The 15,366-nt window shown below is 59.4% G+C and carries 15 protein-coding genes and 1 pseudogene; 11 read left to right on the top strand and 5 right to left on the bottom strand.

What is annotated here, in order from left to right; translation table 11 throughout:
• Nucleotides 1-30: 30 nt before the first annotated feature.
• On the bottom strand, nucleotides 31-456 hold the full coding sequence (nsrR, locus tag AU511_RS01725) for a nitric oxide-sensing transcriptional repressor NsrR (protein ID WP_099045351.1): 426 nt from the start codon (nucleotides 454-456) through the stop codon (nucleotides 31-33).
• Nucleotides 457-934: 478 nt separating this feature from the next.
• Here nsrR and AU511_RS01720 point away from each other — a divergent pair, with 478 nt between their 5' ends.
• The 4 genes and pseudogenes from AU511_RS01720 to codA all read left to right on the top strand — a co-directional run bounded on the left by AU511_RS01720 (nucleotide 935) and on the right by codA (nucleotide 5,490).
• Entirely contained in the window at nucleotides 935-2,515 is a 1,581-nt protein-coding gene (locus AU511_RS01720) for a methyl-accepting chemotaxis protein (RefSeq protein ID WP_094108574.1), read from the top strand.
• Between the two features lie 271 nt (nucleotides 2,516-2,786).
• Nucleotides 2,787-2,936, top strand: a pseudogene (locus AU511_RS17080) (cytosine permease); the annotation flags it as partial.
• 86 nt (nucleotides 2,937-3,022) lie between these two features.
• A complete protein-coding gene (locus AU511_RS01710) occupies nucleotides 3,023-4,258 on the top strand; it encodes a PucR family transcriptional regulator (protein WP_094108573.1) in 1,236 nt (411 codons plus the stop codon).
• Entirely contained in the window at nucleotides 4,255-5,490 is a 1,236-nt protein-coding gene (codA, locus tag AU511_RS01705) for a cytosine deaminase (RefSeq protein WP_094108572.1), read from the top strand. Before AU511_RS01710 ends, codA begins: the two co-directional genes overlap by 4 nt.
• Nucleotides 5,491-5,543: 53 nt before the next feature.
• Here codA and AU511_RS01700 read toward each other — a convergent pair whose 3' ends face one another.
• Nucleotides 5,544-5,960: a hypothetical protein gene (locus AU511_RS01700; RefSeq protein WP_094108571.1), complete on the bottom strand. Its 417-nt coding sequence runs from the start codon at nucleotides 5,958-5,960 to the stop codon at nucleotides 5,544-5,546.
• A gap of 244 nt (nucleotides 5,961-6,204) precedes the next feature.
• Here AU511_RS01700 and AU511_RS01695 point away from each other — a divergent pair, with 244 nt between their 5' ends.
• The 7 genes from AU511_RS01695 to AU511_RS01665 all read left to right on the top strand — a co-directional run bounded on the left by AU511_RS01695 (nucleotide 6,205) and on the right by AU511_RS01665 (nucleotide 10,698).
• Nucleotides 6,205-6,936, top strand: a complete 732-nt coding sequence (locus AU511_RS01695) for a YggS family pyridoxal phosphate-dependent enzyme (RefSeq protein WP_094108570.1) — start codon at nucleotides 6,205-6,207, stop codon at nucleotides 6,934-6,936.
• 34 nt (nucleotides 6,937-6,970) lie between these two features.
• Nucleotides 6,971-7,792, top strand: a complete 822-nt coding sequence (gene proC, locus AU511_RS01690) for a pyrroline-5-carboxylate reductase (protein WP_094108569.1) — start codon at nucleotides 6,971-6,973, stop codon at nucleotides 7,790-7,792.
• A 57-nt stretch (nucleotides 7,793-7,849) separates the two neighbouring features.
• Nucleotides 7,850-8,404 (top strand): YggT family protein, encoded by a 555-nt coding sequence (locus AU511_RS01685; RefSeq protein ID WP_094108568.1) that lies wholly within the window; start codon nucleotides 7,850-7,852, stop codon nucleotides 8,402-8,404.
• Nucleotides 8,401-8,706 (top strand): DUF167 family protein YggU, encoded by a 306-nt coding sequence (gene yggU, locus AU511_RS01680; protein WP_085651113.1) that lies wholly within the window; start codon nucleotides 8,401-8,403, stop codon nucleotides 8,704-8,706. Before AU511_RS01685 ends, yggU begins: the two co-directional genes overlap by 4 nt.
• Before the next feature lie 7 nt (nucleotides 8,707-8,713).
• Nucleotides 8,714-9,307: an RdgB/HAM1 family non-canonical purine NTP pyrophosphatase gene (rdgB, locus tag AU511_RS01675; RefSeq protein ID WP_094108567.1), complete on the top strand. Its 594-nt coding sequence runs from the start codon at nucleotides 8,714-8,716 to the stop codon at nucleotides 9,305-9,307.
• Complete coding sequence (gene hemW / locus AU511_RS01670; RefSeq protein WP_094108566.1) at nucleotides 9,300-10,436, top strand: radical SAM family heme chaperone HemW; 1,137 nt, start codon at nucleotides 9,300-9,302, stop codon at nucleotides 10,434-10,436. Before rdgB ends, hemW begins: the two co-directional genes overlap by 8 nt.
• Nucleotides 10,437-10,569: 133 nt before the next feature.
• On the top strand, nucleotides 10,570-10,698 hold the full coding sequence (locus tag AU511_RS01665; RefSeq protein ID WP_094100845.1) for an entericidin A/B family lipoprotein: 129 nt from the start codon (nucleotides 10,570-10,572) through the stop codon (nucleotides 10,696-10,698).
• 208 nt (nucleotides 10,699-10,906) lie between these two features.
• On the opposite strand, the gene AU511_RS01660 is transcribed toward AU511_RS01665, so the two are convergent.
• The 3 genes from AU511_RS01660 to aas are packed head-to-tail and all read right to left on the bottom strand — an operon-like array spanning nucleotide 10,907 to nucleotide 14,764.
• Nucleotides 10,907-11,383: a GNAT family N-acetyltransferase gene (locus AU511_RS01660; protein WP_094108565.1), complete on the bottom strand. Its 477-nt coding sequence runs from the start codon at nucleotides 11,381-11,383 to the stop codon at nucleotides 10,907-10,909.
• 25 nt (nucleotides 11,384-11,408) lie between these two features.
• A complete protein-coding gene (lplT, locus tag AU511_RS01655; protein WP_094108564.1) occupies nucleotides 11,409-12,605 on the bottom strand; it encodes a lysophospholipid transporter LplT in 1,197 nt (398 codons plus the stop codon).
• Complete coding sequence (gene aas / locus AU511_RS01650) at nucleotides 12,602-14,764, bottom strand: bifunctional acyl-ACP--phospholipid O-acyltransferase/long-chain-fatty-acid--ACP ligase (protein WP_094108563.1); 2,163 nt, start codon at nucleotides 14,762-14,764, stop codon at nucleotides 12,602-12,604. Before aas ends, lplT begins: the two co-directional genes overlap by 4 nt.
• Between the last annotated feature and the right edge of the window lie 602 nt (nucleotides 14,765-15,366).

Genomic DNA, 15,366 nt, shown 5'->3' with positions numbered 1-15,366 from the left:
TTGTCATCGGCAGGTGGCTGAATGGCTTGCTTATTCAACCAGAAGTAATTGGTATAGCGGCGGATTTTCTTTCACCATATCAGCCAGCGTGTAACTGTCCAGCTCCTGCAGGAAACTCTGCACTGCCTGATGAAGGGCCTGCTTGAGACGGCAGGCGGAAGTTATGTGACACCTATCGCGATCGCAGTTGACCAAAGTCAGCGGCTCCAGTTCTCGCAATACGTCGCTGATGCGGATGGTAGCCGGGTCACGGCCCAGTCGGATGCCGCCGTTTTTGCCACGGACCGCGTTAATCAGCCCGGCGCGGCTCAGTTGATTGATAATTTTGACCATGTGATTGCGAGAGACGCCGTAAACGTCGGTCACTTCAGTAATACTGGTCATTTTTCCTTCCGGCAACGACGCCAGATAGATCAGCGCTCGCAGGCCGTAATCCGTAAAACGTGTTAACTGCACATTCACCTCTGGGGACATTTTCGGGTGCCGCTGAGGAAGCCGCCCCGTGCTTTCAGGTTCCCCGCTGTGCTTCGCAACTCAACATTCGTAAACGGCATCTCACACTACATGCTCATTTTTTATCAGCAGATAATAAACCAGCGGCAAACATCAGGGCCAATTATTTAACGTTTAACGACAATTTCGCTCCATTTTTCCCTTTTTGGCCTCCGCCATACGATAAGGGAATCCTGTTTCCTGCCCTCGCCGCTCTTCTGATATGTTCAAAATCCACGCTTCGTGGCCTTTATCCCTCACGCCCCGTTTGGACTCGGAAAGACTACGGGAACGCAGCGTACAGAGAGTGCGCCACGATTTCGAGCGCCGCCCAGATTTGTCCGGGGCAGTCGGGGGAGCTTCATATTCTATAGCAGGCAACGTCCGGCGGCGTTGCAGTGATGCCGTCCGTGATTTTTTCTACACACAGGGAATAGACATCATGCGTTTGAAGAACCTCTCCATTCGTACCGGTCTTTTGTCGTTGTTAACGCTCGTCACCCTGCTGCTGCTTATCGTCAGCGGCATGGGCATTCACTCCATTAATCAAAGCCGACAATCGCTCGGCGCGCTAAACCTTATTCAGGGTATACAGCTGGGCGGCCTGATGAACGGCTATAACCTCACGCTACAGGCCAGAGCTTCGGCCACGCTGGCCGTCCGAAAAATCGAGGTCGGCTTGCTCGATATCGGCGCACAGGAAACCGAGCGTCTGACCCGCGATGTCCAGCGCGCAACCCAGGTTATCCAGCAATTTTCCCAGACCGGACATGCGTCGGAGGAAGGACTTTCGCTGGCGAAAAACGTCGCGACATCCTATCAACGCTATCTGGAACAAGGCCTCAACCCGATGGTGGAATCGCTGCAAAAACAGTACACAGACGAATACTACACGCTATTGGAAAGCGAACTGACGCCGCTGTCGACGGCATTCGACCGCGCGATTCAAGCGTTTCGCACCTATGCGCAGCAGCAAGCCGTTGAACGCATTCAGGACGCCGAAGATAACGAACGCATCATGCTGTTGCTGATTAGCGTGGCCGGCCTGCTGTCGCTGCTGTTGGTATTCCTTGGCTGGAAGGCGCTGCGGCATATGCTACTCAAGCCGCTCGACCGGGCCATTGAGCAATTGGAGCAGGTGGCGGCGGGCGATCTGACTCAGCGCATCCCGGCAAACGGTGATAACGAACTAGGCCGCCTGAGCGACGCCATTGAACGCATGCAGCTCGCACTAATGACATCGGTCGGACAGGTGCGCGACGCCAGTACTCACATTGACCACGGCAGCCATGAACTGACCTCCGGCAACCGTCACCTTGAAGAGCGCACCGAAGCCTCAGTGGCCGCGCTCGAGCAGACGGCGGCCAGCCTGGAGCAGCTCAGCGCTACGGTCAAACACAACGCCGACACCGCTACGCTGGCGCATCAGTTGACGGACAACGTTTCGGACACCACCGACCGGGGCAACGAATCGGTGTGCTACGTCATCGAGAAAATGCAGGAAATCGCCGCCAGCGCCAAACGCATCAGCGATATCCTCGGTGTCATCGACGGCATCGCATTCCAGACCAACATTCTGGCGCTGAACGCGGCGGTGGAAGCAGCTCGCGCCGGAGAACAAGGCAAAGGGTTCGCGGTAGTGGCGAGCGAGGTTCGCCATCTGGCCCAGCACAGCGGACAGGCCGCACGGGAGATTCGAACGCTCATCATGGACTCGCAGAACCACGTGACCGAGGGCCTGACGCTGGCCTCGCAGGCGGGCGAGACCATGGACGAGGTGTCCGGCGAGATCAACCGCATCACCAGCCTGATAAAAGAGATCGCCTATGCGTCTCAGGAGCAGCATCGCGGCATTGAGCAGGTCAATATCGCCTTTACCCAAATAGACAAGGTCGCCCAACAGAACGCCGCGCTGGTGAAAGCCTCCGCCAGCACGACCGAATCGCTGGAAGCGCAATCCCGCCAGTTGGTGGAAGCCATGGCGATGTTCCGCATCGGCGATAAGCTTCCGCTACTGCCCTAACGCCCGACCGTCGTCGCCATCAAGGCGGCGACGACCTTTTATCGCCCCTCTTCCCTTTTCTTCCTTCGGCACGCCTGTCGATATCAGTGCATCTCACGGGCAAAACGCACAATCATAGAGCGGTTACGGGAAATAAAGACGCAAAAACCGGGCAAACTGCACAATACTTGACGTATCCACCGCCTACTTTCTCCGAATCAAAAAACGGGCACGTTAATTGCTCTGTTAACTCAGGTATTTCCCTTCCCTACGTTAAACAGAGGCCACCGCCATGTCAGAACGGAATGAGTTTCCCTTGAGTGAAACACCCAAAAATCAGCGCAAAGGGTTGCTCTCGATCTCAATGGTATTGTTCAGCTGTACGTTTTTTACGGCAACGATGTTCGCGGGCGGCAAGCTGGGCGTCGCCTTTCCGCTGGTCGGTATCGCAGCCTCCGCCGGCCTTTATATACTCTTCACGCGATTGACCGGACGCCGTGCGGTCCTGACGGAAAGCAAGGAGCAGTCATGAGTTTGACCATCGGTGAAATTCTGTCGCTACCGGGGCTGGAGCCGCTGACGCTGCGCGGCGGCGCGCACAATATTCATCGCGCGGTGCGCTGGTACTACGTGGCGGGAAATGAAGGGATCGCCGAGTGGATCATGGGCGGCGAGCTGGTGTTCGTCACCGGGATCAACCATCCGCGCGATGAGGAAAACCTGCGGCGGCTCTTGCGAGAAGGCCGCCAACGCGGTATTGCGGGCATCGTGATCCTCACCGGAGAGGCGTTTATTCATGCGATCCCGCAGACCGTTATCACGCTTGCGGACACGCTAGGGATTCCATTGATAGAACAGCCCTACTCGCTCAAAATGGGGATCGTCACTCAGTTGATCGGCACTGCGCTGGTCCAGCGAGAAGCGACGCTGCGATCCCAACGAGACATTCTGATCCAATTGCTGACCGGCGAGTATCCGAGCCTGGCGATCGCTAACCAGCGCGCCAGCTATCTCCACCTCGCGCTGGAGCAGCCTCGTCGGATCGTCGCGCTGCGACTGAGCGGCACGCAAGCCCTGTTCAGCAGGCACGATCCCGCGACGGCCGAAGCGCGATTACAGTCGGCCCGCCAACAAATTCAACAGCAGCTGGAGGCGGCGCTGACCAGCCACGACGCCGGGCTGCCGCTGATCGTACTAGGCGAACTGTTCATCCTGCTGCTGCCCGAGGACGATCGGCCATTCCGGCGCAGCCAACAGCGGTTGCAACACGTACAGCGAACGATCGACGACACTATCCGCCCGCTGCGCCTGTTCTGCGGCATCTCGTCCACGGTGATGTCGGCGGCGCGCTACCGACAAGGATTGATCGAAGCGCGACGCGCGCTGGATGTCACGCAGAGCATGCAGCCGGCCAAGGGCCAGTGCGACTATAGCGAGCTGGGCGTGCTGAAACTGCTGACCGCCGTCGAAGAGCCTGAACTGATCACGCAGTTCATGGAGGAGACGCTGGGGATGCTGTTCGAGCCTCACCGCAAACATCCGCATCAACTGGTGGAAACGCTCGACGCCGTGTTGCAGGAAAACGGCAATCTGATCAAAGCCGCCGAGCGGCTACATATTCATCGCAATACGCTGCATCAGCGTTTGCAGCGCATCGAACAACAGTCGGGGAATGCGTTGAGCGATCCCCAATTTCGCTTGAATGCGTCGGTCGCTTTGCTGATCTGGCGTATGTCCAACGCACAACAGCAGGAGTTGCTATGAACATTATCAATGCTGGGCTTCGCCATCAGCCGGGCCTATATACCCTGAGCCTACGCGAGGGTCTGATCGCCGCCATCGAGCCGCAGAACGGTCAGCTAACGGCGGCGCCCGAGGACATCGATGCAGGCGGGCGGCTGGTGATCCCGCCGCTGGTGGAGCCGCATATCCACCTCGATGCGACCCTGACCGCCGGTGAACCGGCATGGAACATGAGCGGGACGCTGTTCGAAGGTATTGAGCGCTGGAGCCAGCGCAAAGCCACAATCACCCACGAAGACACCAAGTGCCGGGCGCACAGCACCATCGGCCTGCTGCGAGATCACGGTATCCAGCATGTGCGTACCCACATCGACGTGACCGATCCCACGCTGGGTGCGCTAAAATCTATGCTGGAAGTCAAAGAGGAAGCACGCGATCTGATCGACCTGCAAATCGTCGCGTTTCCGCAGGAAGGGATCGAGTCGTTCCCCGATGGCCGCAAACTGATGGAACAGGCGATTGACCTGGGCGCCGACGTCGTCGGCGGGATCCCGCACTTCGAAAATACCCGCGAACAAGGCGTGAGTTCGGTGAAGTTTCTGATGGATCTGGCGGAGCGCCGGGGCTGTCTGGTAGATGTGCACTGCGATGAGACCGACGATCCCCAGTCGCGTTTTCTGGAGGTGCTGGCCGAAGAAGCGCGTGTGCGCGGCATGGGCGAGCGCGTGACCGCCAGCCATACGGTGGCGATGGGATCCTACGATAACGCCTACTGTTCCAAGCTGTTTCGTCTGCTTAAGCGTTCCGGCATCAGCTTCATATCCTGTCCGACCGAAAGCATCCACCTGCAAGGCCGTTTCGACACCTTCCCAAAACGGCGCGGCATTACCCGCGTCGCGGAGCTGGATCGTGCAGGGATGAACGTCTGTTTCGGTCAGGATTCCATCAAAGATCCGTGGTATCCGCTGGGCAACGGCAACCTGCTGCGAGTGCTGGATGCGGGGCTACATATCTGTCACATGATGGGCTACCAAGATCTACAGCGCTGTCTGGACTTTGTGACTGATCACAGCGCCAAAGCGATGCATCTGGGCGAAAAATACGGTCTGGTCGTCGGCCGGCCCGCCAACCTACTGATTATGGACGCGGAAAATGACTACGAGGCCGTGCGTCGTCAGGCCAAGGCGCTGCTGTCCGTGCGCCACGGAAAGGTGATCATGCGCCGTACGCCCGAGCGCATCGACTACGCTTAAGCCCGCGCTCCGGACGGGCTGGCCTCGTCCGGAAAGGCCAGCGGTTTTCAACGCTAAAGCGCGTTTAACGAGTAAGACTGCCGCTCCTTGGAGCCATCGGAGTAGATTTCGCTGATATCGAGCGCATCGCCGTGAATGCGGTAGGTGATGGTTTCATCCGCGGGATCGTCGCGCCACCGGCCAATGCTGTCGGGATTGTTGCTGGCCCACAACACACGATTGCCCGCCAGCTTGCATTTGATCGCCCAGCGGGAACGGTCGCCAGGCCGGAAGTAATGCACATAAGCGATGCCGTTTTCAACGGCGTCGAGCTTCATAATCTGGGTGCTGCGTCCGAAAATTAACGAGGTGGTCGCTTTGCAAATCTTGCCGATAGGCGGGGACGAAGGCGCGGCGGCGCTGGCTGAATCAGCCATCAGGGGAAGGAGTAAGGCGACGCCGATGGTCGCGATTGTTTTCTTTTTATTCATTGAAAATTCCCTATAAACGGCGGTCATCTTTAGAACTGTCGAACGAAGCAAACCGGCAGGTCGAGGCCGCACCTATCCGGCTTGCTGGTTTTTAGCTTAGACCAAACTCTTGCGAGCACGCCTTTTTTCATGCGTTAAGGCGCTTCGCCCACCGGACTGGTTACCCTTCAAGGTGCAGATCCAGGGCATTCTGTTTTACACTATCTGCCGAACCGATATTTCAAATCACCTATAAGCCTCCTGAATGACTATGAGCACGAACCTTACGACACAGACGGTGCAGCAGAATCTACAGGGCGTCAGGCAGCAAATTTCTGCGGCGGCCGAACGCTGCGGACGCCTTCCCGAAGACGTCACGCTGCTGGCCGTCAGCAAGACCAAACCCCTCAGCGCGATCGAAGCGGCGATCGAAGCCGGACAGCGCGCCTTCGGCGAAAATTACGTCCAGGAAGGCGTCGATAAAATCCTACATTTCCGCGCCGCGAAGCCCGATATGCCGTTGGAATGGCACTTCATCGGTCCTTTGCAGTCCAACAAAAGCCGACTGGTGGCGGAGCACTTCGACTGGTGCCACACTATCGATCGCCTGCGCATCGCGCAGCGCCTGAACGACCAGCGTCCGGACGGGCTGCCGCCGCTCAATGTCCTGTTACAGATCAACATCAGTCAGGAAGCGAGTAAGTCAGGCATGATGGCGGACGCACTGCCCGCGCTGGCCGACAGCGTCGCCGCCATGCCCCGACTGCGCTTGCGCGGCCTGATGGCGATCCCGGCGCCGGAAAGCGACTATCAGCGTCAGCTCGCGGTTTTCCGCCAGCTGTCCGATCTTTTTCAGCAGCTCAGGAGCCGTTATCCAGAGTCGGATACCCTTTCCATGGGGATGACGGACGACATGCCGGCGGCCATCGCCGCCGGCAGCACGCTGGTGCGAATTGGCACGGCGATTTTCGGCGCGAGAGATTACTCCGCCGCCTGACGCTTAACAGACACCCGACTACAGCGAGAATCCGATGGAACACCGTAAAATTGCCTTTATCGGCGCAGGTAACATGGCGCAGGCCATTATTGCCGGCTTAATCGACGGCGGCTATCCCGCCACGCACATTGCCGTAAGCGCCCCGACAGCGACGCGTCGCGATGCGTTGGCCAGAGAGTATGGCATTATCAGCTCCGGCGATAACATCGACTGCGTACAACACGCCGATGTCGTGGTGCTGGCGGTAAAACCTCAGTTGATGGCGGAGGTATGCTCATCGCTGGCGTCGAACGTCGACTTCAGCGACAAATTGGTGCTGTCCATCGCCGCGGGCGTCGGCGTCGCGCGTTTTCAGGCGCTGCTGGGCAAGCCGTTGAATATCGTCCGGATCATGCCTAACACCCCGTCTCTGGTCTGTCAGGGGATGAGCGGACTGTATGCGCCCGATAACGTGAGCAAGGCTGACCGTGACTTCACCGCCGCCCTGATGAGCAGCGTCGGCGAAGTCTGCTGGGTCGATGAGGAAGCGCAGATCAACGGCGTCATCGCCGCGGCGGGCAGCGCGCCTGCCTACTTCTTCCTGTTTATGGAGGCCATGCAGCGGGAAGCCGAACGTCAGGGGTTCGATGCTCACACGGCACGCCAGCTGGTTCAGCAGGCCGCCACCGGCGCCGCCGCGCTGGTCGCCGCCAGCCCGGACAAAGATTTGTCTACCCTGCGCGAAAATGTGACCTCCAAGGGCGGCACCACGGCCGAAGCGCTGCGCGTTTTCAACGAACAGCACCTGACTGAAACCGTGTCTAACGCCATGCAGGCCGCCGTCGCTCGCGCCAAAGAAATGGAAAAGCTGTTTTAATCGTGGCCTTATGCCTCCACGACATCTCCCTCTGACCCGAAAGGAACCGTTGCATTTATGCTTACTCTGACGTTTTTAGTCAAAACGCTAATCGATCTGTATGTGATGGTGCTGCTGTTGCGCATCTGGATGCAGTGGTCGCGCAGCGATTTTTATAACCCGCTATCGCAGTTCGTGGTGAAGCTGACCCAGCCGATCGTCGGACCGCTGCGCCGCATCATCCCCTCGCTCGGCCCTATCGATAGCGCCTCGCTGCTGCTGGCGTTCCTGCTGACCACGCTGAAATACCCGCTGCTGCTGCTCATACAGGTCGGCGCGCTGTCGCTAAGCCCGATGAATCTGCTGGTCGGACTGCTGTCGCTGGTCAAATCCGCGGGTTATCTGGTGTTCTGGATGGTCATCATCCGTTCGTTGATGAGCTGGATCAGCCAGGGCCGCAGCCCGGTCGATTACCTGCTGTATCAGTTGACCGAGCCGCTGATGGCGCCAATCCGCCGCATACTGCCTGCGATGGGCGGCCTCGACTTCTCCGCGATGGTCGTCATCCTGATCCTGTATCTGCTGAACTACCTCGGCATGGATCTGTTCCCCGGGCTGTGGTTCCTGCTGTGAGTGCAGTCAGCTACGATCGGGACGAACTGGTGATTCGGCTGTATATACAGCCGAAAGCCAGCCGCGACCAGATTGTCGGCCTGCACGGCGAAGAGCTTAAGGTGGCGATCACCGCGCCGCCGGTCGACGGTCAGGCCAACGCGCATCTGGTCAAATTTCTCTCCAAGCAGTTTCGCGTCGCCAAAAGCAAAGTCATTATTGAAAAAGGCGAGCTGGGTCGGCATAAACAGATCAAAATCGTCGATCCGCAGACGATCCCCGCCAACGTCGCGGAACTCATTGCTTCACCTTCTCAGGACTAACTCATTAATGCAAAAAGTCGTATTAGCCACCGGCAACGCCGGTAAAGTGCGTGAACTCGCCGATCTGCTGGCGGACTTCGGGCTGGATATCGTGGCGCAGACCGATCTGGGCGTGGACGCCGCCGAAGAGACCGGCCTGACGTTCATCGAGAACGCCATCCTTAAGGCCCGTCATGCCGCGCGCATCACGGGACTGCCCGCCATCGCCGACGACTCAGGTCTGGCCGTGGATGCGCTGGCCGGCGCGCCGGGGATCTACTCCGCGCGCTACGCGGGCGAAGACGCCGACGACCAGCAAAATCTGAACAAGCTGCTGGATGCCATGCAAGATGTGCCGGATGACCAGCGCACCGCCCGTTTTCACTGCGTGCTGGTCTTTCTGATGCATGCGGACGACCCGACGCCGCTGGTGTGTCACGGCAGCTGGCAGGGCACTATCGCCCGTGAACCGGCGGGTAGCGGCGGTTTTGGCTATGACCCGATTTTCATCGTGCCGGACGCCGGCGTCAGCGCCGCAGAGCTGACCCGCAGCGAAAAGCTGAGCCGATCGCACCGCGGTAAAGCCCTTCGCCAACTGCTGGATGCCCTGCGCAATGCTTAAGCTACCTCCGCTTAGTCTCTACATCCATATTCCCTGGTGCGTGCAGAAATGCCCGTACTGCGACTTCAACTCGCACGCGCTCAAAGGCGAAGTGCCGCACGGGGAATATGTGGATCACCTGCTGGCCGATCTGGATGCGGATCTGGCGATGGCCCAGGGGCGTCCGCTGCACTCGATCTTCATCGGCGGCGGCACACCGAGCCTGCTGAGCGCCGAAGCGATGCAACAGCTGATGGACGGCGTCCGCGCCAGACTGGATCTATCGCCGGAGGCCGAAGTCACAATGGAGGCCAATCCCGGCACCGTCGAAGCTGATCGCTTTAGCGGCTACCAACAGGCGGGCATCAACCGCATTTCCATCGGCGTGCAAAGCTTTAGCCCGGACAAACTCAAGCGGCTGGGCCGCATTCACGGGCCGGAAGAGGCGAAACGCGCCGCGCGGCTGGCCGAACGGTTAGGCCTGCGCAGCTTCAACCTCGACCTGATGCACGGCTTGCCGCAGCAGTCTCTGGAAGAAGCGCTGGACGATTTGCGTCAGGCTATCGCGCTGAACCCGCCGCATCTGTCGTGGTATCAGCTCACCATCGAACCCAATACGCTGTTCGGCTCACGGCCGCCGACGCTGCCGGACGACGATGCGCTTTGGGACATTTTCAGCGCCGGCCACGACCTGCTGAGCGCCGCAGGCTATCAACAGTATGAAACCTCGGCCTACGCCCAGCCGGGCTACCAGTGCCAACATAATCTGAACTACTGGCGCTTCGGCGACTATCTGGGCATTGGCTGCGGCGCACACGGCAAGCTGACGTTCGCCGACGGACGGATTGTGCGCACCGCCAAAATGCGTCATCCGCGTGGCTACATGCGGGGCGAATATCGCCATACCACCACGGAGGTCGCGCTTCAAGACCGTCCGTTCGAGTTCTTTATGAACCGTTTTCGTCTGCTCGAACCCGCCCCGCGCGCTGATTTCACGGACTATACTGGACTGACGGAGCAGGCGATCCGCCCGCAGATCGACGCAGCGCTGGCGCAAGGTTTTCTGACGGAGACCGACCGCCACTGGCAGATCACCGAGCACGGCAAACTGTTCCTGAATACGCTGCTGGAAGGCTTTCTCGCCGACTGATTTCGCCGCGCGTCGTCATGCGATACGGGCCTGAATCAAATCCGCTGGCGCCGCGATGAAGCGCATTGATCTGGCAGGCGGGAATATGACAAAGTGAAGTCAGGACTGACACTGAGGTAGCAGGTAAACCACGATGAAAAACATCACATTACTGACGGCTGTACTGTTGATAACCACCCTGCTGAGCGGTTGTAACACCACGCGCGGATTTGGTCAGGACGTGCAAAAGCTCGGCAGCTCTATCTCCCGTACCGCCAGCTAACCCCCTAAAGCGCTGAGCATCACACTCCGCCCCAAGCGTTATTTCACGTCTGGGGCGTTTTTCTGTCGGTTTATCCCACGCGACGACGTTCATATCCCCCCGCCAGCCGCGTAATTAAAGCGGGTCGATGCGAGACCACCGCTTTAGAAAATAAGGGGAAAAAAGCGCGCGCGCCATTCAGCGACGCACGCGCTGAACGGGATAAGACTCAATCTGCGGAGGGTCTGCCGGGAAGGGACATGTCGATATGCGGTATGCCGTCTTCGTCGTAAGGCTCGCCGACGGCGACGAAACCCAGCTGACGATAGAAGTCTTGCAGATGCGCCTGCGCCGACAAATAGCACGGACGCTGCGGCCAGTGACGAGCACAGGCCGACAGAGCCTGCGCCATCAGTTGATGCCCCAGTTTCTGTCCACGCGCCTCGGCGGAGACGATCACGCGGCCGATGGCGACCGCGTCGCGCGCAGGCGTCGGCGCCAACAGACGCGCATAGGCCATTAATTGCCCGTGTCGGTAGGCGACGATATGGCGATGGCCCGGCGTCAGATCCTGCCCGTCGATGTCCAGATACGGACAAGATTGCTCAACGATAAAGACCTGATTGCGCAGCCGCAGAAGCTGATACACGCTTTTCACCGTCAGATCGTCAACACCCCAGTCATGCCACTCCACCGCCGTCGTCACGTCGCCACGCTCCCCTCGCTCGTCATCAGCGCTTAACTCGTCCCCATGCCCACAGCACCGCTATCGCCAGCGCGAACAGCGCGCCGAAGCCAATCCCAATGCCCATGACCGGCACGCCCAGCTTCACCGCCAGCGAATACAGCGCCAGCATCAGCAGCATCGCGCCGTTTTCCATCAGGTTTTGCACCGCGACGGCGTTGCCCGCGCCGACGCTGGCCTTGCCGATCTCCTGCAGCAATGCATTGAGCGGCACAATAAAGAAACCGCCCAGCGCCCCCAAGACCAATAAGCAGGTATAGGCGCCGAACAGCGTGTGCTGCAACGTGAAGAACACCACCATCACGCCGATCATCACACCTGCGGGCAGACAGCGGCGCACGGTTTTCAACGTCACCAGACGCCCCGCCGCCGCCGCGCCGAAGACGATCCCCACGGCGACCATCGCGTTTAGCAGCGTGGGCGTCGAGTTGTCGCTGATGCCCAGCGCCAGCGGCACCCAAAGCACCAACAGAAAACGCAGCGTCACGCCCGCGCCCCAGAACAGGCTGGTGCCCAGCAGAGACAACCGCGTTTCACCGTTGCCCCACAGCACCCGGCAGGCATGGACGAAAGCCCCGACCATCTGCCGGGGATGCCACGAACAGCCGCTTTTCGCCGCATTCAGACGCGGGATCAGCAGGTTGGCCGCCAGCGCGATGCCGTAGGCCAGCGCACAGATGCCGAGCGCGGCGCCCAAATGCCAGTCCGCCAACAGGCCGCCCGCGACCGAACCAAGTAGAATAGCGGCGATAGTGGAGGCTTCCATCAGGCCGTTGGCCTTCACCAACTGGTCGCCGTGGCTAATCTCGCCCAGAATGCCGTATTTGGCGGGCGAATACGCCGCCGCGCCAACGCCGACCAGCGTATAGCCCAGGAAAGGGTTACCGCCCACGCAAATCAGCAACGCGCCCGCCAGCTTCAGGGCATTCGCCAGCATCATGACGCGGCCTTTGGAGAAGCTGTCCGCAAACTGGCCGACAAACGGCGCCAGTAGGATATAGGCGGCAACGAAGCCCATTTGTAAAAACGGCTGGCTCCAGTCGGGATACAGCAGCGATTTCACTAGCGCCAATGTCGCGAACAGCAGCGCATTGTCGCCGAAAGCGGAAAAGAACTGCGCCGCCATTACGGCGATCATGCCGCGTGAAAGCAGCGGCGTTGCTGGCGTTGAGACGGGATTCATGCGGTGAGCTCCTGATTTTCCGCCATTTCACGCAGCGTGACGAAGTCCGGCTTGCCGCTGCCCAGCATCGGCAGCGCCTTCACATAACGAATATCGCGCGGCACCGCCAGCTCAGGTACGCCATGCTGACGCGCCTGCGCCTGTAGCTGGTCGCGGGTCAGGTCGGCGTCGGTGGTAAACAGCACCAGCGCTTCCCCTTTACTGCTGTCGGTACGGGCGCTGGCCGCATGTTGCGCATGGGGGGAGGCCTGTAACGCCAGTTGCTCCACGCTCTCCAGCGAGACCATCTCGCCCGCCAGCTTGGCAAAGCGTTTCACCCGCCCGACGATGGCGCAGAAACCCTGTTCATCCAACGTGACGATATCGCCGGTGTCATACCAACCCTCTTCCCGCTCGCCCTGCGCGTTTTCGGCGGCAGGCGTTTCCAGAACGCCGGGCCGCTCTACCCGCAGATACCCTTTCATCACGTTCGGTCCGCGCAGTTGGAGACGCGCGCCCGCGGTAATGCCCGGCACCGGGATCAGGCGTCCTTCCATCTCCGGCAGTAACTGCCCGACGGTGTGCGGCTTGGCCGCCATCGGCACATTAATCGCCACGACGGGCGCGCACTCGGTGACGCCATAACCTTCCAGAATGCGGATGCCGAAGCGTTCCTGCCACAGATCGCGCGTGGTATCCGAAAGTTTTTCCGCCCCGGCGACGACGTAACGCAACCGGGTGAAGTCGTAAGGGTGCGCGTAGCGCGCGTAGTTGCCCAGGAAGGTCGAGGTGCCAAACAGTACGGTGCAATTCCTGTCGTAGACCAGCTCCGGCACAATGCGGTAGTGCAACGGACTCGGGTAGAGAAATAGTTTCGCGCCAGTCATCAGCGGCGTCAGCAACCCGACCGTCAGCCCAAAGGCGTGAAACAGCGGCAACGCGGACATAAAGCGGTCCTGCGGCGTGAAATCGGAGACGGAGCGGATCTGCTCAACGTTCGCCAACAGGCTATTGTGGGAATGCACCACGCCTTTAGGGTGGCCTTCCGATCCGGAAGTAAACAGGATCATTGCGGCATCGTCAGGCTGCTGCGGCACCATCGCCTGTGCGGGGAACAGCAGATGGAACAGGATCCACAATTTGTCGGCGATCGTCACCGTCCCTTTCAGGTCCTCCAGATAGACCCAGTTGGCGTCCTTCACCTCCTGCGGCAGATGCGTCAGCTTGCCTTTTTCGAGGAACTGGCGCGACGTCACAATCGTTTTGAGGCTGGCCGCCAAAATAGCGCTTTGCAGCCCTTTGACGCCCGCCGTGTAATTGAGCATGGCCGGGACACGACCGCTCAGGGAGCAGCCCAGAATGGTGGCGGCGGTGATGGTCGCGTTCGGCAGCAGCAGGCCGACGTGTTCCTTATCCGCCGTGAAGCGTTGCAGGATCCGCGACACCCCCAGCGATTTTTTCAACAGGCCGTGGTAGCTGTCTTCCTGCATGGCGACGTCCTCAATGCTGGAGGCGCCGTAGCCATAGCGGCCGCAGGCGGCTAAAAAGGCCTGGTACAGCGTATGACGGGGACGCACCGCCATGCGGGCTTCCATCATGATGCGATGCAGATGCTCGCCGGCCAGTTCACGGCGCTCACGCGATCCATCGGCCGTAGGCATGGGGAGTTGCACGGCCGGCAGCCAATGCATGGAAATCTGCGGGAAGAGACGACGACGTACAACGCCGCCCAGACGGCCGAAAAACGTGAACTCCGGCCCTTCCAGACGGACCGGGACGACGGTCGCCCCTGAACGCGCCGCCACAAACGCCGCGCCGCTGTAGATTTTCATCAAGGCGCCGGTGATCGTAATGCGTCCTTCCGGGAACACCACCACCGGCCGTCCCTGCTCAACCACGCGGATCAGATGTTTGATGGCCATCGGCTGCGTCGGGTCCAGCGCCACAAAGTCCACAAATCGCTTCGTCCACTGCATGAACCAACGGTCGGCGATGGAGGAGTAAACGGCAAAGATCGGTTTTTCTTGCAGAGGCAGGAACAAGGCCAGCAGCACGCCGTCTATAAACGACGCGTGGTTTGGCGTAATCAGGAGTTTTGACTGCCGGAAGACGCGTTCGTCCCCGGTGATTTCGATACGGTACAGGCGACGTAACAGCCAGCGTAGTGCGTTGTAAATCATCCCATCTCCCTAGGTAAAACCCTCGCTGCCACGCCTGGACGCCATGTCCGGCCGCCGTGCTTCGCGGGGTTTTAAACGAATTGAATAGCACAAAATACTATAGCCAACCGGTTGCCACCAGAATAAGCGTCCTGGCGTCCAGAACTCGCACGACGTTGCGGCCGAGAAACGTGCGGAGAAAGCGATCCGCGACAACCGGGTGAGCGGCTTCGGGGCAACACCGTATGTTCAGGCAGGAATGCCGCGCAGATAAAGGAACAGAACGTGTTCGTCGGGGGAACAACCGGCAAAAAAAACCTACGCATCTGCGTAGGTTGGTGAAATAAATATGGTTCATGGTGAACATCACATCCACTTATCACCCATTAATACCTCTGGGACTTTCACTCTAGAGAGTCAGACATTTATTCTCTAGTGACGAATCGCAAGATAACTGCATGAAGTGCAACCATGTGTAAAATTCTGACCCAGCATGTAATCACACCCTGTGACTAGGGTTATTTTCAAGCAAAAACACTTTCGGGCTTACGGCCCGAAATCCCCCCTTGTGCGCGCTTTTTCGCCCTTGTGATAGTATGCGAACTCAGACTGAACAACTGAAG

This window comes from Lonsdalea iberica (genome assembly GCF_002111585.1).
GTDB lineage: Bacteria > Pseudomonadota > Gammaproteobacteria > Enterobacterales > Enterobacteriaceae > Lonsdalea > Lonsdalea iberica.
Note: the sequence above shows the minus strand (reverse complement) of the source record. Positions and strands in the feature narration are given on the sequence as shown.